The organism is Aquibacillus halophilus (assembly GCF_009649745.1).
In the GTDB taxonomy this organism is placed as follows: Bacteria; Bacillota; Bacilli; order Bacillales; family Amphibacillaceae; genus Aquibacillus; species Aquibacillus halophilus.
In genome coordinates, this window is record NZ_WJNG01000004.1 from 110,881 (window position 1) to 137,126 (window position 26,246).

Annotated in this window: 27 protein-coding genes; 26 read left to right on the forward strand and 1 reads right to left on the reverse strand. The window is 36.2% G+C overall.

What is annotated here, in order from left to right; all coding sequences use genetic code 11:
- The 5 genes from plsX to rnc all read left to right on the forward strand — a co-directional run bounded on the left by plsX (position 1) and on the right by rnc (position 3,805).
- Positions 1-1,002 (forward strand): phosphate acyltransferase PlsX, encoded by a 1,002-nt coding sequence (plsX, locus tag GH741_RS05980; RefSeq protein ID WP_153735875.1) that lies wholly within the window; start codon positions 1-3, stop codon positions 1,000-1,002.
- A 1-nt stretch (position 1,003) separates the two neighbouring features.
- A complete protein-coding gene (gene fabD, locus GH741_RS05985; protein ID WP_153735876.1) occupies positions 1,004-1,951 on the forward strand; it encodes an ACP S-malonyltransferase in 948 nt (315 codons plus the stop codon).
- Positions 1,951-2,691, forward strand: coding sequence for a 3-oxoacyl-[acyl-carrier-protein] reductase (fabG, locus tag GH741_RS05990; protein WP_153735877.1), 741 nt, complete (start codon positions 1,951-1,953; stop codon positions 2,689-2,691). The genes fabD and fabG overlap by 1 nt, the downstream gene beginning before the upstream one ends.
- A 90-nt stretch (positions 2,692-2,781) precedes the next feature.
- Positions 2,782-3,015, forward strand: a complete 234-nt coding sequence (locus GH741_RS05995) for an acyl carrier protein (protein ID WP_153735973.1) — start codon at positions 2,782-2,784, stop codon at positions 3,013-3,015.
- Positions 3,016-3,118: 103 nt separating this feature from the next.
- Positions 3,119-3,805, forward strand: a complete 687-nt coding sequence (rnc, locus tag GH741_RS06000) for a ribonuclease III (protein ID WP_153735878.1) — start codon at positions 3,119-3,121, stop codon at positions 3,803-3,805.
- Between the two features lie 95 nt (positions 3,806-3,900).
- Here rnc and GH741_RS06005 read toward each other — a convergent pair whose 3' ends face one another.
- Positions 3,901-4,125 carry a DUF1128 domain-containing protein gene (locus tag GH741_RS06005; RefSeq protein ID WP_338079265.1) on the reverse strand — a complete coding sequence of 75 codons (225 nt, stop codon included), beginning with the start codon at positions 4,123-4,125 and terminating at the stop codon, positions 3,901-3,903.
- Between the two features lie 153 nt (positions 4,126-4,278).
- On the opposite strand from GH741_RS06005, the gene smc reads away from it, so the two are divergent.
- The 21 genes from smc (at position 4,279) to hslV (ending at position 26,232) form a co-directional block, all read left to right on the forward strand.
- Positions 4,279-7,842 (forward strand): chromosome segregation protein SMC, encoded by a 3,564-nt coding sequence (smc, locus tag GH741_RS06010; protein ID WP_153735879.1) that lies wholly within the window; start codon positions 4,279-4,281, stop codon positions 7,840-7,842.
- Positions 7,843-7,858: 16 nt separating this feature from the next.
- Positions 7,859-8,866 carry a signal recognition particle-docking protein FtsY gene (gene ftsY / locus GH741_RS06015; RefSeq protein WP_153735880.1) on the forward strand — a complete coding sequence of 336 codons (1,008 nt, stop codon included), beginning with the start codon at positions 7,859-7,861 and terminating at the stop codon, positions 8,864-8,866.
- A 168-nt stretch (positions 8,867-9,034) separates the two neighbouring features.
- The gene (locus GH741_RS06020) at positions 9,035-9,361 is read left to right on the forward strand and encodes a putative DNA-binding protein (protein WP_153735881.1); all 327 of its coding nucleotides are present in this window, start codon (positions 9,035-9,037) and stop codon (positions 9,359-9,361) included.
- A 13-nt stretch (positions 9,362-9,374) separates the two neighbouring features.
- Positions 9,375-10,727 (forward strand): signal recognition particle protein, encoded by a 1,353-nt coding sequence (gene ffh / locus GH741_RS06025; RefSeq protein ID WP_153735882.1) that lies wholly within the window; start codon positions 9,375-9,377, stop codon positions 10,725-10,727.
- A gap of 80 nt (positions 10,728-10,807) precedes the next feature.
- Entirely contained in the window at positions 10,808-11,080 is a 273-nt protein-coding gene (rpsP, locus tag GH741_RS06030; RefSeq protein ID WP_153735883.1) for a 30S ribosomal protein S16, read from the forward strand.
- Positions 11,081-11,094: 14 nt separating this feature from the next.
- On the forward strand, positions 11,095-11,322 hold the full coding sequence (locus GH741_RS06035) for a KH domain-containing protein (protein ID WP_153735884.1): 228 nt from the start codon (positions 11,095-11,097) through the stop codon (positions 11,320-11,322).
- A gap of 78 nt (positions 11,323-11,400) precedes the next feature.
- The gene (locus tag GH741_RS06040) at positions 11,401-11,787 is read left to right on the forward strand and encodes a YlqD family protein (protein ID WP_338079266.1); all 387 of its coding nucleotides are present in this window, start codon (positions 11,401-11,403) and stop codon (positions 11,785-11,787) included.
- Positions 11,788-11,800: 13 nt separating this feature from the next.
- Positions 11,801-12,319, forward strand: coding sequence for a ribosome maturation factor RimM (rimM, locus tag GH741_RS06045; RefSeq protein WP_153735885.1), 519 nt, complete (start codon positions 11,801-11,803; stop codon positions 12,317-12,319).
- A complete protein-coding gene (gene trmD / locus GH741_RS06050; RefSeq protein ID WP_153735886.1) occupies positions 12,319-13,056 on the forward strand; it encodes a tRNA (guanosine(37)-N1)-methyltransferase TrmD in 738 nt (245 codons plus the stop codon). Before rimM ends, trmD begins: the two co-directional genes overlap by 1 nt.
- Positions 13,057-13,182: 126 nt before the next feature.
- Complete coding sequence (gene rplS / locus GH741_RS06055; protein WP_153735887.1) at positions 13,183-13,527, forward strand: 50S ribosomal protein L19; 345 nt, start codon at positions 13,183-13,185, stop codon at positions 13,525-13,527.
- Between the two features lie 212 nt (positions 13,528-13,739).
- The gene (gene lepB / locus GH741_RS06060) at positions 13,740-14,300 is read left to right on the forward strand and encodes a signal peptidase I (protein ID WP_153735888.1); all 561 of its coding nucleotides are present in this window, start codon (positions 13,740-13,742) and stop codon (positions 14,298-14,300) included.
- Between the two features lie 12 nt (positions 14,301-14,312).
- Positions 14,313-15,158, forward strand: a complete 846-nt coding sequence (gene ylqF, locus GH741_RS06065) for a ribosome biogenesis GTPase YlqF (protein ID WP_153735889.1) — start codon at positions 14,313-14,315, stop codon at positions 15,156-15,158.
- Positions 15,159-15,935: 777 nt separating this feature from the next.
- Positions 15,936-16,712: a ribonuclease HII gene (locus GH741_RS06070; protein ID WP_153735890.1), complete on the forward strand. Its 777-nt coding sequence runs from the start codon at positions 15,936-15,938 to the stop codon at positions 16,710-16,712.
- A gap of 11 nt (positions 16,713-16,723) precedes the next feature.
- Entirely contained in the window at positions 16,724-18,544 is a 1,821-nt protein-coding gene (locus tag GH741_RS06075) for a hypothetical protein (RefSeq protein ID WP_153735891.1), read from the forward strand.
- Positions 18,541-18,810: an EscU/YscU/HrcU family type III secretion system export apparatus switch protein gene (locus GH741_RS06080; protein WP_153735892.1), complete on the forward strand. Its 270-nt coding sequence runs from the start codon at positions 18,541-18,543 to the stop codon at positions 18,808-18,810. The genes GH741_RS06075 and GH741_RS06080 overlap by 4 nt, the downstream gene beginning before the upstream one ends.
- A 111-nt stretch (positions 18,811-18,921) precedes the next feature.
- Positions 18,922-20,082 carry an ADP-forming succinate--CoA ligase subunit beta gene (sucC, locus tag GH741_RS06085; protein ID WP_153735893.1) on the forward strand — a complete coding sequence of 387 codons (1,161 nt, stop codon included), beginning with the start codon at positions 18,922-18,924 and terminating at the stop codon, positions 20,080-20,082.
- A gap of 56 nt (positions 20,083-20,138) precedes the next feature.
- A complete protein-coding gene (gene sucD / locus GH741_RS06090; RefSeq protein ID WP_153735894.1) occupies positions 20,139-21,041 on the forward strand; it encodes a succinate--CoA ligase subunit alpha in 903 nt (300 codons plus the stop codon).
- A 73-nt stretch (positions 21,042-21,114) separates the two neighbouring features.
- Positions 21,115-22,068, forward strand: a complete 954-nt coding sequence (gene dprA, locus GH741_RS06095; RefSeq protein ID WP_338079267.1) for a DNA-processing protein DprA — start codon at positions 21,115-21,117, stop codon at positions 22,066-22,068.
- A gap of 239 nt (positions 22,069-22,307) precedes the next feature.
- A complete protein-coding gene (topA, locus tag GH741_RS06100) occupies positions 22,308-24,389 on the forward strand; it encodes a type I DNA topoisomerase (RefSeq protein ID WP_153735895.1) in 2,082 nt (693 codons plus the stop codon).
- Between the two features lie 363 nt (positions 24,390-24,752).
- Positions 24,753-25,667, forward strand: a complete 915-nt coding sequence (xerC, locus tag GH741_RS06105; RefSeq protein ID WP_153735896.1) for a tyrosine recombinase XerC — start codon at positions 24,753-24,755, stop codon at positions 25,665-25,667.
- 19 nt (positions 25,668-25,686) lie between these two features.
- Positions 25,687-26,232, forward strand: a complete 546-nt coding sequence (hslV, locus tag GH741_RS06110) for an ATP-dependent protease subunit HslV (RefSeq protein WP_338079272.1) — start codon at positions 25,687-25,689, stop codon at positions 26,230-26,232.
- The last annotated feature ends 14 nt before the right edge of the window (positions 26,233-26,246 follow it).

Genomic DNA, 26,246 nt, shown 5'->3' on the forward strand with positions numbered 1-26,246 from the left:
ATGAAAATAGCCATTGATGCAATGGGTGGGGATAATGCTCCTAAGGAAATCGTTTTAGGTGCAATGGAAGCAATAAAACAACTACCAAACTTAGAAATTACCTTAATAGGTGACAAGGAAAAAATATCTTCCTATTTAACCGATTCAACTAGAATTAAGGTCATACATACAACGGAGGTTATTACTGGTGAGGATGAACCAGTTCGTGCAGTGCGCCGTAAGAAAAACTCCTCGCTAGTATTAATGGCCAATGAAGTTAAGGAAAAAAGAGCAGACGCCTGTATTTCGGCTGGAAATACCGGAGCACTAATGAGTGCGGGTTTGTTCATTATTGGACGAATAAAAGGAATTGACCGCCCGGCATTAAGTCCAACCTTGCCAACACAAGATGGGAAGGGTTTCGTATTATTAGATGTCGGTGCTAATGTAGATGCTAAAGCAACCCACTTAGTGCAATACGGCATTATGGGTTCAATCTATACAGAAAAGGTACGAGGAATAGCTTCGCCTAAAGTTGGCTTGTTGAACATTGGTACCGAGGATGGCAAAGGAAATGAGCTCACTAAAAAAGCTTTTGAGCAATTGAAAAAAGCACCGATTAATTTCGTTGGTAATATAGAAGCGCGTGATTTACTAAATGGCGTTGCTGACGTTGTTGTAACAGATGGTTTTAGTGGTAACATTGCCTTAAAAACAATAGAAGGTACTGCTTTAACCATGTTTTCAATGTTAAAGAAGACGTTCATGACAAATGCGAAAACGAAGTTAGCTGCTGGTTTAGTAAAATCAGATTTAAAAACATTAAAAAATCAATTGGATTACTCCGAGTATGGTGGTGCAGGATTATTTGGTCTAGCATCCCCAGTAATAAAGGCCCATGGTTCTTCGAATGCTAGAGCGATTTTTAGTGCTATTAAACAGGCTTGTCATATGGTCGATCATAATGTCACAGAAACAATCGAGAATACAATGAAGTCGATCGATTTACAAGAGGAGGAATAAAATGAAGCGAGTGGCTTTTGTGTTTCCAGGCCAAGGTTCTCAAACTGTTGGTATGGGAAAGCAAATGTACGATAAATATATAGATGTAAAAGAGATGTTCAATCAAGCTGACCAACTATTGGGTGATTCATTAACATCTTTGATGTTCGAAGGGCCGGCAGACGTACTTACTAATACAGAAAACGCTCAACCATCTTTATTGTTAACGAGTGCAGCTATAAATAAAGTATTAAATGATAATGACATTTATCCAGTAATGACAGCTGGGCATAGTTTAGGAGAGTATTCGGCACTTGTTGCTTCTGGTGCACTCCCTTGGGAAGAAGCATTGCCACTTGTAAGAACAAGGGGTACTTTGATGGAAAAAGCTTATCCAGAAGGTAAGGGTGCGATGGCTGCAGTACTTGGAGCAAGTATTGATGTTATTGATGAAGTGTTAGAAAAAGTAAATCGTACTTCTGATGAAGTTGTAGACGTTGCGAATTTGAACTGTCCAGGTCAAGTGGTTATTTCTGGAACTAGACTTGGGATAGAGCAAGCTTCAGAACTGTTAAAAAATAATGGAGTAAAGAGGGTTATTCCGTTGAATGTCTCTGGCCCATTCCATTCGAGATTAATGGAGCCCGCCTCAACGGAGTTTACTCGTGCTTTACATAACGTTAATTTTAAAGATGCTATAATCCCTGTTTATGCAAATGTAACTGCACAACCGGTTACAGATACAAACGAAATTATGGATCTATTACTAAGACAGTTGTATTCTCCTGTAAGATTTGAAGAAATAATTGAAAATATGTTGAAGGAAAACTTAGATGCAATTGTTGAAGTGGGGAACGGTAAGGTATTAAATGGCCTAGTAAAAAAAGTGAATCGTCAGATAACGACATTCGCTATTCAAGATCCAGACTCACTAGAGAAGTTTATCCAATGGTATAAGGAGGAATCCTAATGTTAGAAGGAAAAGTTGCATTAGTAACAGGCGCATCAAGAGGAATTGGAAGAGCTATCGCGCTTGAATTGGCACAAAAGGGTGCAAAGGTTGCTGTGAATTACGCTGGAAGCGAAGCCAAGGCACAAACTGTAGTTGATGAAATCAAGCAATTGGGTATGGAAGCTATAAAAATTCAAGCAAATGTTTCGAATGAATCTGAAGTGAAGAACATGGTTAAAACTGTTGTAGATGAATTTGGTAGTCTTGATATCCTTGTAAACAATGCGGGGATTACTAGAGATAATTTGTTAATGAGAATGAAGGAAGAAGAGTTTGATGAAGTAATTAACATCAACTTAAAAGGTGTTTTCCTTTGCACCAAAGGTGTTACTAGACAGATGATGAAGCAACGAAGTGGGAGAATAATTAATATTGCTTCTATTGTTGGAGTGAGTGGTAACCCGGGGCAAGCGAATTACGTAGCTGCGAAAGCTGGTGTGATAGGCTTAACTAAAACAACAGCAAAAGAATTAGCATCAAGAAATATTCTTGTTAATGCTATTGCTCCTGGATTTATAGAAACAGATATGACTGACCAATTAACTGAAGAGCAGCGCTCAAGTATGTTAGATATTATCCCTCTTGCTAAACTAGGCAAGAGTGTGGAGGTCGCAAGAGTGGTAAGGTTTTTAGCGTCAGAGGATGCAAATTATATTACAGGTCAAACTATTCACGTTGATGGTGGAATGGTCATGTAATTGTTTGGTTTTGCTCTTTAGCAGTTGATTTGATTGACACATTAAACGTATAGTGGGTTAGTGAGATATTTGAAGGGAGGTGAATATGCAATGTCAGAAACTTTTGATCGCGTAAAGAAGATTGTTATTGACCGTTTGGATGTTGAAGAATCTAAGGTGATAATGGAAGCTTCTTTTAAAGATGATTTAGAAGCAGACTCATTAGATGTGGTTGAGCTTGTAATGGAGCTTGAAGATGAATTTGATATGGAAATCGCTGATGAAGATGCAGAAAAAATCGGAACGGTTGGCGATGCTGTAAACTACATAGACAGCAAGCAATAATAATTTTCGATAAACTGCAAGTAGCAGTGTAGATAATTGTCAGGAAAGTCTCGCTAAAGCGAGGCTTTCTCCATATTAAGAGAGTCTAGTAGGTGGAAAGCTAATGAACTTTAAACAATTACAAGATAAATTAAGTATCTCATTTCAAAATGAAAACTTGCTTAAGCAAGCTTTTACCCATTCATCTTATGTGAATGAGCACCGTAAAAAAGATTTTGAGGATAACGAACGTTTAGAATTTCTAGGAGATGCCGTGCTTGAACTTGGTGTATCACAATATTTGTACCGTGAATTTCCCAAAATGGCTGAAGGAGAATTAACAAAACTTCGTGCATCGATTGTTTGTGAGCCTTCACTAGTTAACTTTGCAAATGACATCGGTTTCAGTCATTATATTTTGCTGGGAAAAGGTGAGGAAATGACTGGTGGTAGGAATAGGCCTGCCCTTCTCGCTGATGTGTTTGAGTCGTTCATTGGAGCGTTATATTTAGATCAAGGATATGAGCAAGTAATTATTTTTTTAGAAAAATATGTTTATCCCAAAATAAGTAATGGTGCTTTTTCTCATGCGATGGATTACAAAAGTCAGCTACAGGAGATTGTACAACGTAACAAGAATAGTACTGTAGAATATGAAATCACTGAAGAAAGAGGACCAGCACATGATCGGGAATTTGTGGCTCAGGTTCAAATTAATGGGAACCTAATAGGGGTTGGCTATGGCCGTACAAAAAAAGAAGCGGAACAACGCGCAGCAAAGAAAGCCATTGATGAATATGCTAGTAACTAAAAACAAACTGACACCTTCTAATTTTTAGGAAGTGTCAGTTCTTTTGTACCAATAATATTTTAAAAAATTGCTTGAAAAATAAATGAAAAAAAGTTTTATTTTCTTATATTTGCTAGTTCTTGTACAAATGCTTGGGTTTCAGCAACACTTAATTGTCCCTTTTGTTTCAACAAATCATAAAGAGATTTTAGTTCATCATATTTTTCTAGATCGTAATCTTCTGGATCCATGATGGAACGGTTAACAACCTGCAACATACTAGCCATCTCATTAATCATAGTTTCTAAGTTTTCTTGTGTAGGTTCATTTAAATCACTCACTGTTATCACTCCTCTTAGTTAATATTCAATGAAATCTTCTAAGTACCTTCCCTTTATGATAAAATGAACAAGTTGAAATAAAAAAATATCTTATTTAGCATTATACATAAAGCTTTTACATAAAACAAAATGTAATTTAATAGGAGAATGAATATGTTCCTTAAACGTTTGGATACTGTGGGATTTAAGTCATTTGCTGAACGTATCTCTGTTGACTTTGTGTCAGGTGTTACAGCGGTGGTTGGTCCTAATGGTAGTGGAAAAAGTAATATAACAGATGCAATAAGGTGGGTATTAGGCGAGCAATCAGCGCGATCGCTAAGAGGGACTAAGATGGAAGATATCATCTTTCAGGGAAGTGATTCAAGGAAAGCTCTTAATGTGGCTGAAGTTACACTTACTCTTGATAATTCTGATCAAATGTTAGCTGTTGATTACGAAGAGGTAAGTGTTACAAGACGGGTGTATCGTTCTGGAGAAAGTGAATTCCTAATTAATAAACAGAGCTGCCGTCTAAAAGATATCGTTGACCTTTTTATGGATTCTGGGCTAGGAAGAGAAGCATTTTCAATTATTAGTCAGGGGAAAGTAGAAGAAATTCTGAGCTCGAAAGCCGAGGAACGTAGATCCATCTTTGAGGAAGCTGCTGGTGTATTAAAATATAAACATCGAAAGAAAAAAGCGGAATATAAGCTTGCAGAGACACAAGAAAATTTAAATCGTATCGAGGATATTATCCACGAGATAGAAAATCAGTTGGATCCTCTTAAGGAACAAGCAGCAGTTGCTAAGGATTATCTTGAAAAGAAAGATGACCTAAAAGAAAAAGAGATTTCTTTATTAATTGCCGAAATTGAACAACTTCACTCTCAATGGAAAGCAATGCTAGAAGAAATTGAAACCCAAAAGCGCAATGAGATTGAGCTAAAGACGAAAATACAGAAAAAAGAAGCAAATTTAGAAGAAGAACGAAGTCAGATTCAACTTTTAGATGAATCAATAGAAGAACTTCAAGAAACTTTACTGATCCTAACAAAGGATTTAGAAAACCTTGAAGGAAAGAAAAAATTAATAAACGAAAGATATAAATATTTCGAATCTAATAAAGCAAAACTTCAAGAAGAGGGTACCCAATTACAGGATAAAGTCTATAGGATAGAAAAAGATCTAGGTGTGGAACAACAAAAGTTAACTGAAAATGTAAAAAGCAGAAATCATACTAAAGAACATGTCCAAAAATTAGCACAAGATTTGACGATGACTAAAGAAAACATTCAAGATCAAATTGAAGAACTAAAAAGTGAATACATTGAACGCTTAAATGAACAGGCTGCAAAAAGGAACGAAAGACAATCAATAGAAAGTCAAAAATCCCAGATTGGAAACAAAAAAAATAACCAACAAGATAAATTTAAAGGACTTGTAACTGATCGTGACCTTGTAGAGGAAAAAATACAGCGACTTGAAAGTGATCTTGAATCTCGTAAAACGGAGCGTGCTGATGCTGAGCAACAGTTGCTTTCCGCCAAAACAAATTTAACTAATGAGAAAGCAAAGTATCAGGAGCTTCAGACTAAGTTATACCAGGGATACCAATACGTCGAAAAATTAAGATCAAAAAAAGAAATGCTTGAAGATATGAAAGAGGATTTTCAAGGTTTTTTTCAAGGTGTAAAGGAAGTATTGAAAGCAAGAGAAAATAACGAGCTAGAACATATAAATGGTGCTGTGATTGAATTAATTAATGTACCAGCTAAATTTATCACTGGTATTGAGACTGCTCTTGGCGGTCAATCTCAACATATAGTGGTAAAAGATGAGTCTGCGGCTAGGTCCGCAATAAATTGGTTGAAAAGAACTAATAAAGGCCGCGCTACCTTCTTACCGATTACGGCAATTAAGCCTAAATATATTTCAAATGACTTATTAAAATCGGTATCGAATCAAAAAGGATATATTGGTGTTGCTTCGGATTTAATCACATTTAATGATCATTATGAGAATGTAGTAAAAAGCTTGTTAGGTAATGTTGTTATAGCTGAAACCTTGGAGGATGCCAACAATATTGCGGTAAAACTTCATAGAAGGTTTAGGGTAGTGACACTTGAAGGGGATGTAGTAAATCCAGGTGGATCGATGTCTGGAGGGGCTCAAAAGAAAACAAATCAATCTTTGTTTACAAGAGAAAAGGATCTTGAAGAAATTACGAAAAAACTAACAGAATTTGAGAGCAAGGTTACTCATTTTGAAACAAAAGTAGAAAGTAATAAAGAAATTATTGAAGAATATGAAGAAAAGTTAGAACAACTGAGATTTAGTATTAGAGAAAAGCAACAAAATGAGCAACTTGCTCAATCAAAACTGACAGAGCAAGAGATTAACTTGAATCACCTGAATGAAAACTTGAAATTGTTTGATCAGGATAAGGTGCAATTTGATCAGGATATCATCGGATTAGAAGGAAAAGATTTAACCTTAGCCAATGATTTAGAGATGCTTGAAAAAGACCTTTTAAATATTCAGAGTAGAATCGATGAACTTTCCAAGCAACAATCGGAATATCAACAAAATCACGATGAAATACAAAAAAAATATCATCAACTACAGATTTCTTTGGCGGAGCAAGAGACACTTGTTAAAAATCAAAAAGAAAAAACAAATACTTTAGAGGATTCTTTATTAGAATCAAAACAAGCCTTATCCAACAATCAACAACAACTCACAGAGATGTATGAATTTAATAAAAATGGAGAGACAGAGGAAGAGGTGGACGCCACACTTCAGGAAAAACAAAAACATAAAAATAAGGTGATTGAACAAATTCAATCAAAGCGTCAAGAAAGGTCTAATCGCACTCAATCTATAAGTGATGAAGAGCGTGAATTAAAAGAGCATAATAGAATACATCAATCATTAGTACATGCTGTTCAAGATAAAGAAGTAAAGTCAACTAGACTAGATGTAGAATTAGAAAATAGGTTGAATCACTTACAGGATGAATATACGATTTCGTTTGAGAAAGCACAACAAACCTATACTAAGGCTACGGATATTGAGGAGGCTAAGCGATCTGTTAAACTAATTAAACGATCCATTGAAGAATTAGGACTTGTAAATCTAGGATCTATTGATGAGTATGAGCGGATCGAGGAAAGGTACCAGTTCCTAACTGAGCAGAAAACCGACCTTGTCGAGGCAAAGGAAACACTATATGGAGTTATTTCGGAAATGGACGAAGAAATGAAGAAAAGATTCGAATCTACCTTTTACCAAATAAAAGAGGAATTCTCTCAAGTATTTCAACAATTATTTGGTGGAGGAAGTGCAGAATTAAAGTTAACTGATCCTAATAATATCTTAGATACAGGTGTAGATATTATTGCCCAACCACCAGGTAAAAAGTTGCAACATCTTGGATTGCTTTCAGGTGGTGAACGTGCGTTAACTGCAATTGCATTATTATTTGCTATATTACGGGTTAGACCAGTTCCTTTCTGTGTTTTAGATGAAGTAGAAGCAGCATTAGACGATGCTAACGTGAACCGGTTTGCTCGTTATTTGAAATTCTATAGTGAAAAAACACAATTTATTGTGATTACTCATAGAAAAGGAACGATGGAAGAAGCAGATGTCCTATATGGAGTAACGATGCAGGAATCTGGTGTATCACGATTAGTATCAGTAAAATTAGAGGATACTCCAGAACTCGTCAAGTAGTAGAAAGGAAGATTAGATGAGCTTTTTTAAAAAATTAAAGGACAAATTTGTTAATAATGAGGAAACAGAGCAGGTCTCAGATAAGTATAAAGATGGATTAACTAAAACTAGAAGCTCGTTTTCAAGTAAAATTAATGATCTCGTTGCTAAATACCGTAAAGTTGATGAAGACTTTTTTGAAGATCTAGAGGAAATATTAATCTCTGCTGATGTAGGTGTTTCGACAGTTATGGATTTAATTGATGAGTTAAAGCTAGAGGTGAAGCGTCAAAATATAAAAGAAACTACACAAGTAAAAGAAGTTATTTCCGAAAAACTTGTTGAAATTTATTATGGGGATGATGATGAGGCTGTTGAGGAATTAAACCTGCAGAAGGATCAGTTATCTGTTATTTTATTTGTTGGTGTAAATGGTGTTGGTAAGACAACAACAATAGGAAAATTAGCTTATAAACTTAAAGAAGAAGGTAAAAAGGTTGTCCTAGCAGCTGGTGATACATTTCGAGCTGGCGCGATAGAACAGCTAGAAGTTTGGGGAGAACGTGCAGGAGTTGATGTCATTAAGCACAGTGCAGGTAGTGATCCTGCCGCTGTAATATTTGATGGTATTAAAGCAGCCCAGTCTCGAAAAGCTGATGTACTTCTTTGCGATACAGCGGGTAGGTTGCAGAATAAGGTTAATCTCATGAACGAATTAACAAAAGTAAAACGTGTAATAGAAAAAGAAATCCCCGGTGCACCACATGAAGTATTACTCGTTCTTGATGCTACGACAGGGCAAAATGCAATGAGTCAAGCAAAAACCTTCTCTGCAGCAACTGACGTTTCCGGAATCGTATTGACAAAGCTAGACGGTACAGCAAAAGGTGGGATTGTTCTCGCTATCCGTAATGAACTTGAAATTCCGGTGAAATTTGTTGGTTTGGGAGAAAAAATTACCGATTTACAATCCTTTGATGCACAGGCATTTGTGTTTGGCTTATTTGCTGATATGCTCGAAGATGATGATCAACCTGCAAAATAAACAAATGACGTTTAATTTTATCCATCCCTGCTAATAAAATAGGTTTTTACTCTTTTTTCCACCTGTAGGATAAAAAAGGGAACAGTAAACAGATTCTTGACAGAATTAGGTCATTTCCTTTAGTATCTTTATATGTAAAGGCATTTCACTTAACAAGGAGTGCTTCATTTGTTAGAAAAAACGACGCGTATTAATTTCTTATTAGATTTTTATCAAGAATTACTAACACCAAAGCAACGAAATTATATGGAATTGTATTATCTTGAAGATTATTCTTTAGGGGAAATTTCTGAATCCGTTGATGTATCAAGACAGGCTGTTTACGATAATATTCGTAGAACAGAGACAATGCTAGAAGCATATGAGGAGAAACTGCACTTATATGAAAAGTTTAAAGAACGTAGGATTTTATTAGAACAAATCGAAGAGAAATTAACTAATCAAAAAGTGACAACTGTCATTCCATTAGTTGAATCTCTAAAAGAATTAGATTAGGAGGGCACCTTCTATGGCATTTGAAGGCTTAGCCGACCGCCTGCAGAGTACGATACAGAAGATTAAGGGCAAAGGTAAGGTTACAGAGCAAGATGTAAAAGAAATGACCCGAGAAGTTCGTCTTGCATTATTAGAAGCTGATGTAAACTTTAAAGTGGTTAAGGATTTTATCAAACGAATAAAAGAGCGTGCAATTGATCAAGAAGTTATGGAAAGTCTTACACCAGGCCAACAAGTAATTAAAGTTGTTAAAGAAGAACTTACTACATTAATGGGTGGAGAGCAAAGTAAAATTGCTGTTGCTGATCGATCTCCAACGGTTATAATGATGGTTGGTTTACAAGGTGCTGGTAAGACAACCACAACCGGAAAACTTGCCAATTTATTAAGAAAGAAATTTAATAGAAGTCCATTATTAGTTGCGGCTGACGTGTATCGTCCTGCAGCAATTAATCAGCTGCAAACATTAGGAAAACAACTGGATATGCCTGTTTTCTCTTTAGGTACAGAGGCAAATCCTGTGGATATTGCTAATCAGGCCATTGAACAGGCTAAAAATAATCACAACGATTATGTCATCATAGATACCGCTGGTCGATTACATGTCGATAATGACCTTATGGCTGAACTTCAGCAGATTAAGGCCGACGTCAAGCCTGACGAGATATTCTTAGTTGTCGATGCAATGACAGGGCAGGATGCTGTTAATGTGGCTGAAAGTTTTAATGAGCAGTTAGATATCACTGGAGTTGTATTAACTAAGTTGGACGGGGATACACGTGGTGGTGCAGCGTTATCGATTAAAGCAGTCACAGACAAACCAATCAAGTTTGCTGGTATGGGTGAGAAGCTAGATGAATTAGAGGCATTTCATCCAGAACGTATGGCTTCACGTATTCTTGGTATGGGTGATGTACTATCGTTGATAGAGAAAGCCCAGGATAATGTTGATGAGAAAAAGGCGAAAGAGCTTGAGGAAAAAATGCGCTCTGCTTCTTTCACATTCGATGACTTTTTAGACCAAATGGCCCAAGTCCGAAGTATGGGACCGATGGAGGATTTACTTGGTATGCTCCCGGGTGCCAATAAGATGAAGGGTTTGAAGAATGTTCAGTTTGATGAAAAACAGATTTCACATGTTGAGGCTATTATTCAATCGATGACAAAAAAAGAACGACAAGATCCAAATCTAATGAATGCTAGTAGAAAAAAACGAATTGCAAAAGGCTCTGGTAGATCTGTTTCTGAAGTCAATCGTTTACTAAAGCAGTTTGAAGAAATGAAGAAAATGATGAAACAAATGACAAACATGCAAAAAGGAAAGAAGGGTAAAAAAGGTAAAGGAATGAATTTTCCGTTCATGTAATGGAAAAATACTTTACAGACATTTAAAGTTCTGATACAATCTAAACTTGTGTAAAACAATTTTTATGGAGGTGCGAAAACATGGCAGTAAAAATTCGCCTAAGACGTATGGGTTCTAAAAGAAATCCTTTTTATCGTGTAGTAGTAGCTGATTCACGTTCTCCTCGTGACGGACGTTTGATTGAACAAATTGGCACATACAATCCGGTTGCTAATCCGGTTGAAGTTAAGCTTGATGAAGAAAAAGCGCTTGAATGGATGTCAAAAGGTGCAAAGCCTAGCGATACTGTACGTAACTTATTTTCAAAAGAAGGCATCATGAAGAAATTCCACGACCTGAAAAATCAAAAGTAAAGTAGTGTGATATCATGAAAGCCCTAATTGAAACAATAGTGACACCATTAGTTGATTATCCAGAAGATATATCTGTAGCTGTAAATGAAGAAGAACATAAAGTTGTTTATCATCTAACAGTCAATTCGGATGATGTCGGTAAAGTAATCGGTAAAAATGGTAGAATTGCTAAGGCTATTCGAACTGTTGTATATGCAGCGGGGTCGGATACCAAAAAACGTATTTATCTTGATATTATGTAAAAAGGGAGAGGGCAACCTTTCCCTTTTTCAATAGTATACGACCTAAGCTTTACATAGAACTCAAAAGAGGCGAGTCTAGTGAAAATTATCCGGAAAATTCCAGTCAAACAGATAATTACAGAAAATAGCAAAAAAAAATTAAAAGATCAATTTCTCAAAGATCAGCATCAGCTTGAACAAGAGTGTCAACAACTTCTATTTGAACAGAAAAAGCTGCAAAATAAAAAGGGAATTTCAAAACAGGAAGTATTTAAGAGATTTCAACAAGAAATAACAAGAAGAAAAGATAGAATTAACTGGACAACTTTTCAATTAGAACAGTTAGAGATTTTACCAATAGGAAGTCAAATAACGGAAGATGAGGTTGAAACTCTTGTTGAGGTTGAAGAAGGTTCAAATTGGGAAGAATTATTAAGAGATAAGGCCATTATTGTTAAAGATGGCATTGTGACTCAATTTAAATAGCAGGTGAATAAAAATGGAAAAAAAACTTTTTAATGTTGGGAAAGTAGTAAATACGCACGGAATCAAAGGTGAGGTCAAAGTAGTAAGAATTACAGATTTTGAGGACCGATTTAAAAAGGGACAAAAATTGTATTGGGTAGGAAAAGATGGTGACAAACCTATTCCATTGACTGTTGCTGGTCACCGGATACATAAAAATTTCGACCTGCTTTATTTCGAATCTTATAACTCAATTAATGATGTTGAATCTCTAAGAGATGGATTACTAAAAATAAGTGAAGAATATTTAACATCCTTAGATGATGGTGAATATTATTATCACGAAATTATTGATTGTACGGTTCAGACAACTACAGGAGAAGTGCTCGGGAAAGTCAAAGAAATACTATCTCCTGGAGCAAATGATGTTTGGGTAATAGAACGCCTAAAGCAGAAGGATTTACTTATTCCATACATTGAAGATGTGGTTAAAGAAGTAGATGTTGGTGAAAAAAAGATAGTGATCGAACCGATGGAAGGATTGCTTGATTAATGAGAATCGACATTTTATCTCTATTTCCTGAAATGTTCGAAGGTGTATTTAATTCATCTATCCTAAAAAAAGCCCACGAAAATGGGGCTTTTGATTATAATTTTATAAATTTCAGGGACTATACAGAAAACAAACATAAGAAAGTAGATGACTATCCATATGGCGGTGGGGCAGGGATGGTGCTAACTGCACAACCTATTTTTGACGCTGTTGCTGACACAACTAAAAACAGTGAAAAAAAAGCTAGAGTGGTTCTGATGTGTCCACAAGGTGCTCCTTATAACCAACAGAAAGCTGAAGAGCTATCTAAAGAGGAGCATTTAGTCTTTATTTGTGGTCATTATGAGGGATATGATGAGCGAATACGTGAATACTTGGTCACTGATGAAATATCCATTGGTGATTATGTACTAACCGGTGGAGAATTAGGGGCAATGGTAGTGGTAGATAGTGTTGTCCGGTTGCTCCCCGGTGTACTTGGGAACGAAGCATCTGCACCCGAAGATTCTTTTTCTCATGGTTTATTAGAACATCCACATTATACAAGGCCCGCTAATTTTCGGGGTATGGAAGTACCTGAAGTATTAACCTCAGGAAATCATGCGAAAATTGAAGAATGGCGTAAGCAGCAGTCTTTATTAAGGACCCAAGAGCGTAGGAAGGACTTGTTAGCTACCTATCCACTTTCGGATAAAGAGAAAGAATGGTTGAAAAAAATATCTCCTAAGCTAGATTAAGGTTGAAGTGATAGGTTATATATGATATATTATTTGTTGTGCTTGATTAGATTATCAAGTCGTATAAACGATGTTCCGCTTTCATATTTTTTGTTATGAGCATTGGTTTGGAAGGAGTGTTACATGATGCAAAACATTATCGAAGAGGTAACAAAGGATCAGCTTCGCAATGACCACCCTAATTTCCGTCCTGGTGATACGGTAAAAGTCCACGTTAAAGTTGTGGAAGGAACCCGTGAACGTGTTCAGGTATTCGAAGGCGTTGTAATTAAACGTCAAAACGGCGGAATTAGTCAGACATTCACTGTACGTAAGATTTCTTACGGTGTTGGTGTTGAACGTACTTTCCCAGTACATTCACCTCGTTTGGATAAGATTGAAGTAAGCCGTCGTGGTAAAGTACGTCGTGCTAAACTATACTATCTACGTGAACTACGTGGTAAAGCTGCACGTATTAAAGAAATTCGCTAATTAGAAATGGAAAGGAGCTTGAATTATCAAGCTCCTTTTTTCTACTACATAAACCAATTTAATCATCTATTATATTGAGTATGCTGTGTTAGAAGCACTAAGCATTTTTTTAGTCGAATAAGCTTTTTAATTGCATAGATAAATTTGTTTATTTCATAATAATAGATAAATATAATAGATAAGATAAATGGAAGTTGTTGGGGGTAAGGGGTATGGCCAGAAAAAAGAGTGAATGGATAGATTGGATAAAAGCACTTGTTATTGCTGGTCTTCTAGCCTTTATCGTGAGGGCTTTCCTATTTGCACCTATAGTTGTTGATGGGCCATCAATGCTACCATCACTGGAGAATGGCGATCATATGATAGTAAATAAATTTTCTTATACTATTGGTGAGCCCGACCGATTTGATATTGTTGTGTTTCACGCTACAGCAAATAAAGATTATATTAAACGAGTCATAGGTCTTCCTGGAGAGCATGTTGCTGTCAAGGATGACACCCTATATATAAATGGACAAGAAGTGGAAGAACCATTCTTAACTAGCAAAATAAAGATGTTAGAAGCAACTCAATCCTATACGTTTGATTTTTCTATAGAAGACTTACCCGGGAGATATAGTGAGATACCAGAGAATCATGTTCTTGTTCTAGGTGATAATCGGGGTAATTCTACAGATAGTCGAGTACTAGGACTAATATCGACTGACCAAATAGTTGGAAAAACCAATCTGATATATTGGCCGGTAGATCGCATCAGGATACTAAATGAATAGGGGGACGACAATTTGACAATACAATGGTTTCCCGGACACATGGCTAAAGCTAAAAGGCAAGTGCAAGAGAAATTAAAGCTAGTAGATTTTGTAATTGAATTGGTCGATGCTAGAGCGCCTGAATCCTCACAAAATCCAATGCTTCAGCAAGTACTGCAAGATAAACCACGCATGCTAGTTCTAATGAAAAAGGATTTAGCTGATCCAAGTCAAACAACAGCTTGGGTAAATCATTACAAAGAAAAGGAAATACCTGCTATTGCTGTTGATGTCCAACAAAAACAAGATATACAGCATGTTATAGCAATGGCAAAAGAAATGGGTAAAGAAAAATTAGAAAAGCTAAAGAAAAAGGGTATTAGACCTAGGCCTGCCCGTGCAATGATTGTTGGGATTCCTAATGTAGGAAAATCAACTTTGATTAACCGTCTTGCTAATAAAAAGATTGCAAAAACTGGTGACCGACCTGGTGTAACTACGAGTCAACAATGGATCAAAGTTAAAAAAGACTTTGAATTGTTGGATACTCCAGGAATTTTATGGCCTAAGTTTGAAGATCAAATGGTTGGGTACAGATTAGCTGCGATAGGTACAATTAAAGACCAATTATTATCTTTGCAGGATATTGCTACATTTGTAATTACTTATTCCCAGGACAACTATCCAGCTATGTTGGAGTCAAGATTTAAAATATCTTCTGATATGAAAGATATGGCTCAAATCTTTGATGAAATAGGAACGTTGAGGGGTTGCTTAGAACCTGGTGGAACAATAAATTACGATAAAACTGCAGATGTCATTGTTCGTGACCTTAGATCAGGACGTTTAGGTCGCTTGACGCTGGAATCTCCAAGTTAATATTACTGACTAACAAAGGCATCTTTCTTTAAGAGGGTGTCTTTAATTAAAGTTTTTTTCGTAAGTTTTATTGCTATTTCGTTTCATATTTGATATAAAATCCGTCGTAGCGTAGCTATTAGTTGATTTACGCTCCGGGCAGTCGCTTTCCGCGGGCAACGCTTCAACTTCCTCGGAAGAAAACCGCTTCCTGTGGGATTTTCAGCTGTTGCTTTTCCCGCAGGAGTCGACTGCCCTATGCTTCAATCACTATCTATTTAGTACAATATAGGGAGAAGGGTATAGTCCAAAACTAACGTATGCAGTTCTGAAGCTTAGAATAGGTTTGTGTTTAAATCTTGCGCGGTGCATTTAAAAGTACACCAGCATTTATATGGGTAACAACGGCAACAGGTTATTGAGTTAATTGAAAAAGAGGTAGAAACAAAAAAAGACAAAGTGTTAACCCTTCACATAGGACTAGGCTTTAGGCTTTATCCTTCAATAATCAGAACACCACTACCAGTGTAGTCAGAATACGTAGACTCCTATGGGAACAGCGCGTTTCCGAAGACCCCGGAAGAATCGCTTTTTGATTCTGAGGAGGCTGAGGCCGTGCCCATGGAAAGCGAAGTATTCTGCCGGAACGGCATATAAGCATTCAACTTTCATTAGTGTCAGAGATAGAAGATACTACTTCGTAGTTTATGGACTTTTTGTCATAGAACAACAATCATTTAGAAAACAGTCTTAATTTATTGGTTAATTATCCGATAAATAAGTAAACGGGGGAACATGATGAATGATCAATTAACAATAGTAGAAATAAATAAACTTATTGATAGTGAACAATTTTCTGAACGAGAGATAGAGAAGTTAAAGCTAGATGAACGAAAAGGAGTACAGAAACTACTTGATAGATATGAAAAACAGTTAAAAATAAAAAAACAACAGGAGTCACTTTTCAACAGTATGCTTGTATATGAGAAAAATCTATATAAACTTGGGAATAATTTTGTTGCTGGGATGGATGAAGCAGGAAGAGGACCGTTAGCAGGTCCTGTAGTAGCAGCCGCTGTTATTTTAAAAAAGGATTTCTATTTACCTGGGCTAAATGATTCGAAGCAGCTAAATAAACAAACACGGGAAAACTTCTTTGAAATCATCAAAGAAGAAGCGATTTCCGTTGGCATTGGAATCATTCATAGTGAAGAAATTGATAAGCTAAATATTTATCAAGCAACTAAAAAAGCCATGAAGGTTGCAATTCAACAGCTTAACCCAATTCCTGATCATGTGTTAATCGATGCTGTTCCACTTGATAATCTACCCTGTACAAGTGACTCCATAACAAAAGGAGATCAAAAAAGTATATCCATTGCTGCAGCGAGTGTAATTGCAAAGGTTACTAGAGATAACCTAATGGAAGAATTACATAATAGCTATCCACATTATAATTTTGCTTCAAATAAGGGATACGGTACAAAAGAGCATTTAGAGGCGATTATCCAGTGCGGAGTGTCTCCGTATCACCGTAGGTCATTTGCTCCTGTTAAAGACGTCGTAAATGAGTAAGGAGAGCCTATATGGCAGGTACAAACCCAATATCATCTGAATTATTCAAATCAATACCTAAAGGTGTCCCAGTAACAACCAGACATATGCAACTAAGACCGGGTCAAATCGTTTCCGGTAAAGTCCTTGAGTTATATCCCAATCAAAAAGCATCTATTTTATTGGGCAATCAACAACTCACTGCACAATTACAAGCTCCACTAAACCTTCACAAAAACTACTGGTTTCAAGTACAATCTGTCGATCAACTACTGCGCTTAAAAGTAATAGTAGATAGAGCTACTGATAAGCGGAATCAAGGTGTTGACGTCCTTTTAAAGTCAATGGGACTTAGCCCTATTAAAAATAACACTGAATTTTTAATGAAGTTAATCGATTTGCAAATTCCTTTTAATAAGGAAAGTGTAAAGGAAGCAATTAATCTATTGGATAAACAAGCAAATAAAAAGGATGCACAGTCAGTCCTTACGGAAATGATTAAACATAATCTTCCGATAAAGCATTCAATTTATTCAGCTCTTTTAACAAAAAAATCTACTAGTTTAACTGAGCAAGTAACATCTGTGCTATCTGATTTATCAGGACCTAAACACTTAAGTAAAATAGAAACCGGACTTCGACAGCAATTAGAGTTACTTCAAAACAACACGACTGATTTCGAGCTAATTGAACTGTTAGCACTAAAAGTTTCAAAGGGAGAAAAGAGTATTTTTAACTTGTTTAAGTTGGCAGGTCTGATTCCTTCAACCGTTCGTTTTGAGCAGTGGGAGCAAAGGTGGATGAATTGGCAACAGGCGGCAAATAATTCTGATTTGCAAGTTCCATTTAATATTGAAGAAGCTAAGGTTGTTGAAGCATTACAGCAATTAAAAGGAAAACAATTATTTCTTTCCCCTCTGGAACAACAACATTTTTTAAAATTTGCAAAGCAATCCGAAATCATAGCTAGTGAATTTACGAACAAAAACCAAATCAACCAACTCAAGGAGCTATTTCAACGATCGACAGAGTTGCAACGCGTTTATTCTAAATTATCAGCTAGTGACCAGTCATTGGTAAATAAATGGTTAAAAGAACCAACGATAAATAGCTTGTATCAATTGGTCCCAACGGTCAAAAATTTGGCTAATAGTCAAGTGAGTCAGGGTATTGACAAAGAGATAACAGAGTTATTAGTCAAGTCTAGCATGGGTCAGCTAACTCTCTCACAAAATCCTAGGGATCAGTTTGTAACTCAGTTAAAGTATTTTCTTAATTTCTCAGGCCTGCTGTATGAGAATGAGCTTTTAAATAATGCACAAAACCAAACAAATGATAATAATTCCTTAAAATCCATGCTCCTTCAAATAATGCAGAATGGAAGTTCAATAAACACTAAATCTATTGAGTCTCTAGTTCATTTACTAAACGGAATTCAGTTGACTGCTCTCCAGGATAATGATGCAATGCTTCAACTAACCTATCAAATTCCAGGCAATGGTTTAGGATTGTCTAAAGATTTGGAACTTACCTTTGAAAGCCAGAAGGATCAAACCAACCAAATCAATCCTGATTTTTGTCATGTTATATTTTATTTACAGCTAGAAAAATTAGGCGATACAATTATAGATATGCATATTCAAAAACGAATGATTTCAATGACAGTGCTGAATGATCAACAAAAGGTAGAATCGTTATTGTCACAGTTAAGACCTACGTTAACTGATGGATTAAGACAGTTAAACTATCAACTATCTTCAATTCAGTTTAGAAATATGACTCTGGATGAGGAGATAAAGCCTAAAAGTGATAGAGTAACAATTTCATCCAAAGGAGTAGATTATAAAATATGAGCGACTTGAGAATAAATAAAAAAGCTGCAGCACTCAGTTATGATACAAAAAAAGATTTGTCTCCAAAGTTGAAAGCAAGTGGGAAAGGGTACGTGGCAGAAAACATCATTAATAGGGCAATTGAACACAATATTCCAATTCAAGAAGATTCAACACTAGTAGAGTTACTTTCACAAATAAATATTAATGAAAATATACCGGAGGAACTCTATCAAGCTGTTGCAGAAGTTTTTGCTTTTATTTATCAAGTAGATAAGAAGATGTGAATAATTGGCATAATTTCAACTCATTTTAAAAGAACAGTGGTAATTTGTGGACAATCAAACCCTATTTTTAATACAATAAACATGCAGTGATTTTAGATGGGAGGATGAAAGATGAACATTCACGAGTATCAAGGAAAAGAAATCTTGCGTAAATACGGTGTTTCTGTGCCTAACGGGCATGTTGCATATACAGTAGATGAAGCTGTAGAAGCTGCGAAACAACTAGGAACAAAAGTGTCAGTTGTGAAGGCACAAATCCACGCTGGTGGTAGGGGTAAAGCAGGTGGTGTGAAAATAGCTAAAAACCTTGATGAAGTGCGTACATATGCGGATGAAATTCTTGGAAAAACTTTGGTTACACATCAAACTGGACCTGAAGGTAAAGAAGTAAAGCGTTTACTAATTGAAGAAGGATGCGACATTAAAGAAGAGTACTATGTAGGATTAGTCTTAGACAGAGCAACATCTAGAGTAACGATGATGGCTTCTGAAGAAGGCGGTACTGAGATTGAAGAAGTCGCAGAAAAGAACCCGGAAAAAATATTCAAAGAGGTAATTGATCCTGTTGTCGGACTAACAGCATTTCAAGCACGCCGACTAGCATTTAACATCAATATACCAACTGAATATCTTTCAAAAACGGTTAAATTCATGCTAGGTCTTTATCAAGCCTTTGTTGAAAAAGACTGTTCTATTGCAGAGATTAACCCACTAGTAACAACTGGAGATGGAGAAGTGTTGGCGTTAGATGCGAAGTTAAACTTTGATGATAATGCTATATTCCGTCAAAAGGAAATCTCACAGTACCGTGATTTTGATGAAGAGGATGCTAAAGAGATTGAAGCATCTAAATTCGATCTAAGTTACGTTGCACTTGATGGAAACATCGGTTGCATGGTAAATGGTGCTGGTTTAGCTATGGCTACTATGGATATAATCAAGCACTCTGGCGGAGACCCCGCAAACTTCCTTGACGTTGGGGGCGGCGCGACAGCTGAAAAGGTAACTGAGGCATTTAAAATCATCTTGTCCGATAAAAATGTTAAAGGTATTCTTGTTAACATTTTCGGTGGAATTATGAAGTGCGATATTATTGCTGAAGGTGTTGTTGCAGCTACGAAACAAGTAGGTTTAGAAATACCGCTTGTTGTACGTTTAGAAGGCACCAATGTTGATTTAGGTAAAAAGATTCTTGCCGAGTCTGGCTTAAATATTACTGCAGCTGAATCAATGGCTGATGGAGCAGAAAAAATCGTATCATTAGTTAAGTAGACTAATAAAACGTATTTTTATTGTCAGGCAGATTTAATAAGGGAGGACGGACGTAAATGAGTGTGTATATAAATAAAGATACTAAAGTAATTGTTCAGGGTATTACAGGTTCCACAGCTCTTTTTCATACAAAGCAGATGCTAGAGTATGGGACAAAGATTGTTGGAGGAGTGACACCGAAAAAGGGTGGCACCGAAGTTGAAGGAGTACCTGTTTTCAATACTGTTAAAGAAGCTGTTGATAAGACAGGTGCTACTGCTTCTGTAATCTATGTACCTGCTCCATTTGCAGCAGATGCAATTTTAGAAGCGGTTGATGCTGAACTTGATCTTGCGATTTGTATAACAGAGCATATTCCAGTTTTAGACATGGTAAAAGTAAAGCGTTATATGGAAGGTAAGAAAACAAGGTTAGTAGGCCCGAACTGTCCGGGTGTAATTACTCCTGACGAATGTAAGATTGGTATCATGCCAGGATACATTCACAAAAAGGGACATGTTGGAGTTGTATCACGTTCTGGTACATTAACCTATGAAGCTGTCCATCAGCTTTCAGAACAAGGATTCGGACAGTCAACAGCTGTTGGAATTGGTGGAGACCCAGTAAATGGAACTGACTTTATAGATGTGTTGAAGGCCTTCAATGAGGATCCTGAAACAGAAGCAGTTATGATGATCGGTGAAATTGGTGGAACTGCTGAAGAAGAAGCTGCTGAATGGGTGAAGGAAAATATGACTAAGCCTGTTGTCGGCTTTATCGGTGGTCGCACAGCACCCCCTGGAAAACGAATGGGTCATGCTGGAGCGATAATCTCCGGAGGAAAAGGTACAGCTGAAGAAAAGATTAAGGTAATGAATAATTGTGGCATTGAAGTCGCTGAGACGCCTGCAGTAATGGGTGAAACTTTGATTGGTGTTTTAAAAGAAAAAGGTTTATACGATAAGTGTAAAACCCACTAATATGATGAGGGCTGGCTATTATGGCCAGTCCTTAAATATAACATAGATAAAAAAGAATAAGGAAGTGTCGCCTGTGAATAAACTAAGATGGAGATTAATTCATTTACATAAATGTAGTGGGATAACTAGACCACTTTTATGGCAAATACTTGGACAAGATCCCACACTTACACTGGTTTACCAATTTTCTTCCTCCGAATTAAGCAAGAATTTCACAATTACCTCTCAAAAAGCAAATCATTTGTATAATGACCTCCATAACGAAAAAATTATTCAATCACTAGCTAGCGATTCGAAAATGTGTAAAGTAGTTACGATTTTAGATCCGTATTATCCTCCTCTACTTAAAACAATCGTAGATCCTCCATTAGTTTTATACTTTCTCGGTAATCACAATTTATTAACTCAAATGCCTTCACTTAGTGTGGTAGGAACAAGAAATCCCACCTGGGAAGCCAACAGAAAAATGAATAAGATTGTTACACCATTAATAAAACAAGATTGGGTAATTGTTAGTGGAATGGCAAAAGGTATTGATGGGATTGCTCATAGACTTGCACTAAGCAATAATGGAAAAACTATTGCAGTTCTAGGAAGTGGTTTTCAAAAAATATATCCTAAGCAACACCTAAATTTGTTTCAGCAACTGGCATCTAGTCAATTAGTTATTTCTGAATATCCTCCCGAAACCCCTCCTAGACCATGCCATTTTCCTGAAAGGAATAGAATAATAAGTGGACTTAGCTTTGGAACAATTGTTATTGAAGCTAAAGAAAAAAGTGGTTCTTTAATTACAGTCGATCAAGCGCTGGAACAGGGAAGAGAAGTCTATGCTGTACCTGGATCTCCTCTTGTTGAGCAAACAAGTGGTTGTCACAAAATGATTCAAGATGGTGCAAAATTAGTTCAAAATACCTATGATTTGTTAGAAGATTGGGATGCCCAAAAGGAAAAATGGTGTCGATTATTGTCGGATTCAAACGAAAACGCTTCCTTTTTTAACATCGATATGGAAACTGAAGTTTGACAAATCAGCATTAAGTATTTAATAATAGGGAAGATTTATCATCTAAGTAAAGTTGTTCAAGAATTTAGATAGCTATTTTCGTTATACTTATTGTTATACTGGTTAGGAATTCATAATAAATTTATTATGATTCACCTAACAGAGATGATCACTTACTAATTACTTATTAAATGTAGATACTATTTTCAGCTTTAAAATTTATTAGGAAAAAGAGAGATACCTCTTGGGAGGAAAAAAACATGGCAGATTATCTTGTAATTGTAGAATCTCCAGCAAAAGCAAAAACAATTGAACGATATTTAGGTAAAAAGTATAAAGTTAAAGCCTCTATGGGACACTTGAGAGATTTACCCAAGAGTCAAATGGGAGTTAATGTAGAAGAAAAATTTGAACCTAAGTACATTACAATTCGAGGCAAGGGTCCTGTATTAAAGGAATTAAAAACAGCAGCAAAAAAAGCAAAAAAAGTTTTTCTCGCGGCTGACCCCGATAGAGAGGGTGAAGCTATCGCTTGGCACTTAGCTCACAGTCTTGATATTGATTTAGATTCGGAATGCAGAGTTGTATTTAATGAAATTACAAAAGAAGCAATTAAAGAATCCTTTAAGCATCCAAGAACTATAAATATGGACTTAGTAGATGCACAACAAGCTCGTCGGATTTTGGATCGGTTAGTCGGCTATAATATTAGCCCCTTACTATGGAAAAAGGTAAAAAAAGGCTTGAGTGCTGGTAGGGTGCAATCTGTCGCTGTTAAAATGATTATGGACAGAGAGAGAGAAATCGGAAAGTTTGAACCGGAGGAATACTGGTCAATTGAAGCAGGTTTCTTAAAGGACAAAGAAGAGTTTGAGGGAGTATTCTACGGTATTGATGGCAAGAAACAGGAACTCAATAATAAAGAAGAAGTAGATAAAATTCTAGCAACATTAAAAGGTAAAAAATTTAAAGTAGATAAAGTTAATAAGAGAGAAAGAAAAAGAAATCCTTCTACACCATTTACGACTTCTTCAATCCAACAGGAAGCTGCTAGAAAACTTAATTTCAGGGCTAGAAAAACAATGATGGTAGCACAACAATTATATGAAGGTATTGATTTGGGGAAGAAAGAAGGTGGGATAACTGGTTTAATCACGTACATGCGTACCGATTCTACTAGGATTTCCGACACAGCTAAGAAAGAAGCTGTCCAATATATTACCGAGAACTATGGTGAAGAATATTTAGGTAAAAACGCTAAACCAGCAAAGAAAACAGAGGGTGCTCAAGATGCTCATGAAGCAATTCGTCCAACTTCTGCTTTTCGGGATCCTAAATCACTGAAAAGTGTTCTATCACGAGATCAGTTTAGATTGTATAAGTTGATCTGGGATCGATTTACGGCAAGTCAAATGGCCCCCGCTGTTATGGATACAATGACAGTACATCTTGTAAACGAGGGTATTGAATTTCGAGCAACCGGTTCTAAAGTAAAGTTTAAGGGATTCATGAAGGTGTATATTGAAGGTAGAGATGATAATAAAAAAGAAGAAGATACATTACTACCAGATATAGAAGAAGGAATGTCTGTAGAGGCAAAGGCTATTGAACCTAACCAACACTTCACGCAACCTCCACCAAGATATACTGAGGCTAGATTGGTTAAAACAATGGAAGAACAAGGGATTGGTCGACCATCTACCTTTGCACCTACATTGGATACTATTCAACGCAGGGGATATGTGACACTAGACAATAAAAGATTTGTCCCAACTGAACTTGGTGAAATTGTTATAGATTTGATTGAAGAATTTTTCCCTGAAATCATTGATGTTGATTTTACTGTTAAAATGGAAGGCGATTTGGATTCAATTGAGGAAGGCAAGAGAGAATGGGTTCAGATCATCGATAGTTTCTATCAAGGCTTTGACAAACGATTAGAAATAGCCGAAAAAGAGATGGAAAAAATTGAAATCAAGGATGAACCCGCCGGAATTGATTGTGAAAATTGCGGACATGAAATGGTTTATAAAATGGGAAGATACGGTAAGTTCTTAGCGTGCTCTAACTTTCCTGAATGTAGAAATACGAAACCTATACTTAAAGAAATTGGTGTCAAATGCCCTAACTGTAAAGAAGGAAATGTAGTTGAAAGAAAGACCAAAAAAAGGCGTACTTTTTATGGATGTGATAATTATCCAAAGTGTGAATTTATCTCATGGGATAAGCCAATTTCAAGGCCATGTCCAAAATGTGAATCTTTGTTAGTTGAAAAGAAAAATAAAAAAGGAACTCAGATTAATTGTACTAATTGCGATTACCAGGAAGAAGTACAAGATTAAATAAGTGTGCGTAAAAAGTCTACTGGATTTCCATACCCAGTAGACTTTTTATATGAAAATGGTAATTCATTATTTAGAATGTTATAAAAGTTGGAAAATGTGGGATAATGTATTGAATAGGTGAAATTTTGTGCCAATAGTGTCTAAGGGATTACAAAATTCTCTAAATAGGTTATATTGACAATAAGATGAGTAGGGGATATAATTTCGATTCCATAAGATTAGTTACTAAATACATAAATGTTTTTAAAACTCATCAACGACCTTAAGGACGATTCAGAATTTTGTTACTATTCGGAAAAATTCATTGCAACGTAAGCAGAAATTATGTTACTATTTAAACGCCTTGAGCGAGGTGAAAATATGGATAGATTTGAAAATTATAGTAACTTATTTTTAGAATATTTGCAAATAGAGAAAAATGCTTCGCCTTATACTACTAAGTTTTACCTAAAAGACATTGAAACCTTTATCTTGTTCTTAAATAGAGAAGGAATAACTGATTTGGGAAATATTGATTACCAAATTGTAAGGGTATTCCTAACTTCGCTGTATGATCGACAGTTGTCTCGAAGAAGTGTCTCTAGAAAAATTTCGAGTTTAAGAAGCTTCTATCGTTTTCTAGAACGAGAGGGATTAGTAACAGAAAATCCTTTTCAAAATGTAACTTTACCAAAGGCTGAACATCCTGTTCCAGATTTTTTATACATGGAAGAAATTGAGAAGCTATTTACCATAAGTGATACTGGTAATCATCTGGGTCAGAGAAACCAAGCAATTCTTGAACTTCTATATGCAACAGGTATTCGTGTCAGTGAGTGTACAGGGTTAAGACTAAACGATATTGATTTTCAAATTAATACAGTGTTAGTTACCGGAAAGGGTAGAAAAGAACGATATGTGCCTTTTGGCCAATATGCTGAGACTGCATTAAGAGAATACATAAATGATGGTCGTCAAGCATTGCAAGAAAAAAGTAATAACCAGTCAAAGGCTGTATTTCTGAATTCGAGAGGTAATCCCCTTTCAACAAGAGGCGTCGGGTTGATCTTAGATAAAATGGTTAAAGAAGCTGCATTAACTATCGATATTCATCCGCATAAATTAAGGCATACATTTGCTACTCATATGCTAAATGAAGGAGCAGACCTAAGAGGTGTCCAAGAGCTGTTAGGGCATGAGCATCTTTCTTCAACACAAATCTATACTCATGTATCCAAAAACCACTTACGTAATGTATATATGAATAGCCATCCCCGAGCTAAAGAACGGGAATAATTGAAAAGAGGTGGAAATTATTAATCAAGAATTTCATGCGACCACCATATTCGCAGTTCAGCATAATGGTCAATGTGCTATGAGTGGCGATGGCCAGGTTACCTTAGGAAATGCTGTTGTTATGAAACATAAAGCAAAAAAAGTTCGTAGACTATTTAGAGGCCAGGTAATAGCTGGATTTGCAGGTTCTGTAGCCGACGCATTTACGTTATTTGAGAAATTTGAAGGAAAATTAGAGGCTTTTAACGGCAACCTTTCTAGAGCAGCTGTAGAGTTAGCTAAAGAATGGAGAAGTGATAAAGTTCTTCGTAAGCTAGAAGCTATGCTTATCGTAATGAATAACGAAGAAATGCTTCTCGTATCAGGTACAGGAGAAGTAATTGAACCGGATGATGGTATTCTAGCTATTGGATCTGGAGGAAATTATGCATTAAGTGCAGGAAGAGCATTAAAACGTTATTCGAAAGAACTTACTGCAAGAGAGATTGCTAAAGCTGCTATAGAAATAGCAGGTGAGATTTGTGTTTATACAAATGATTATATTACTCTAGAGGCGATTGATTAATAAGGAGGCAATTG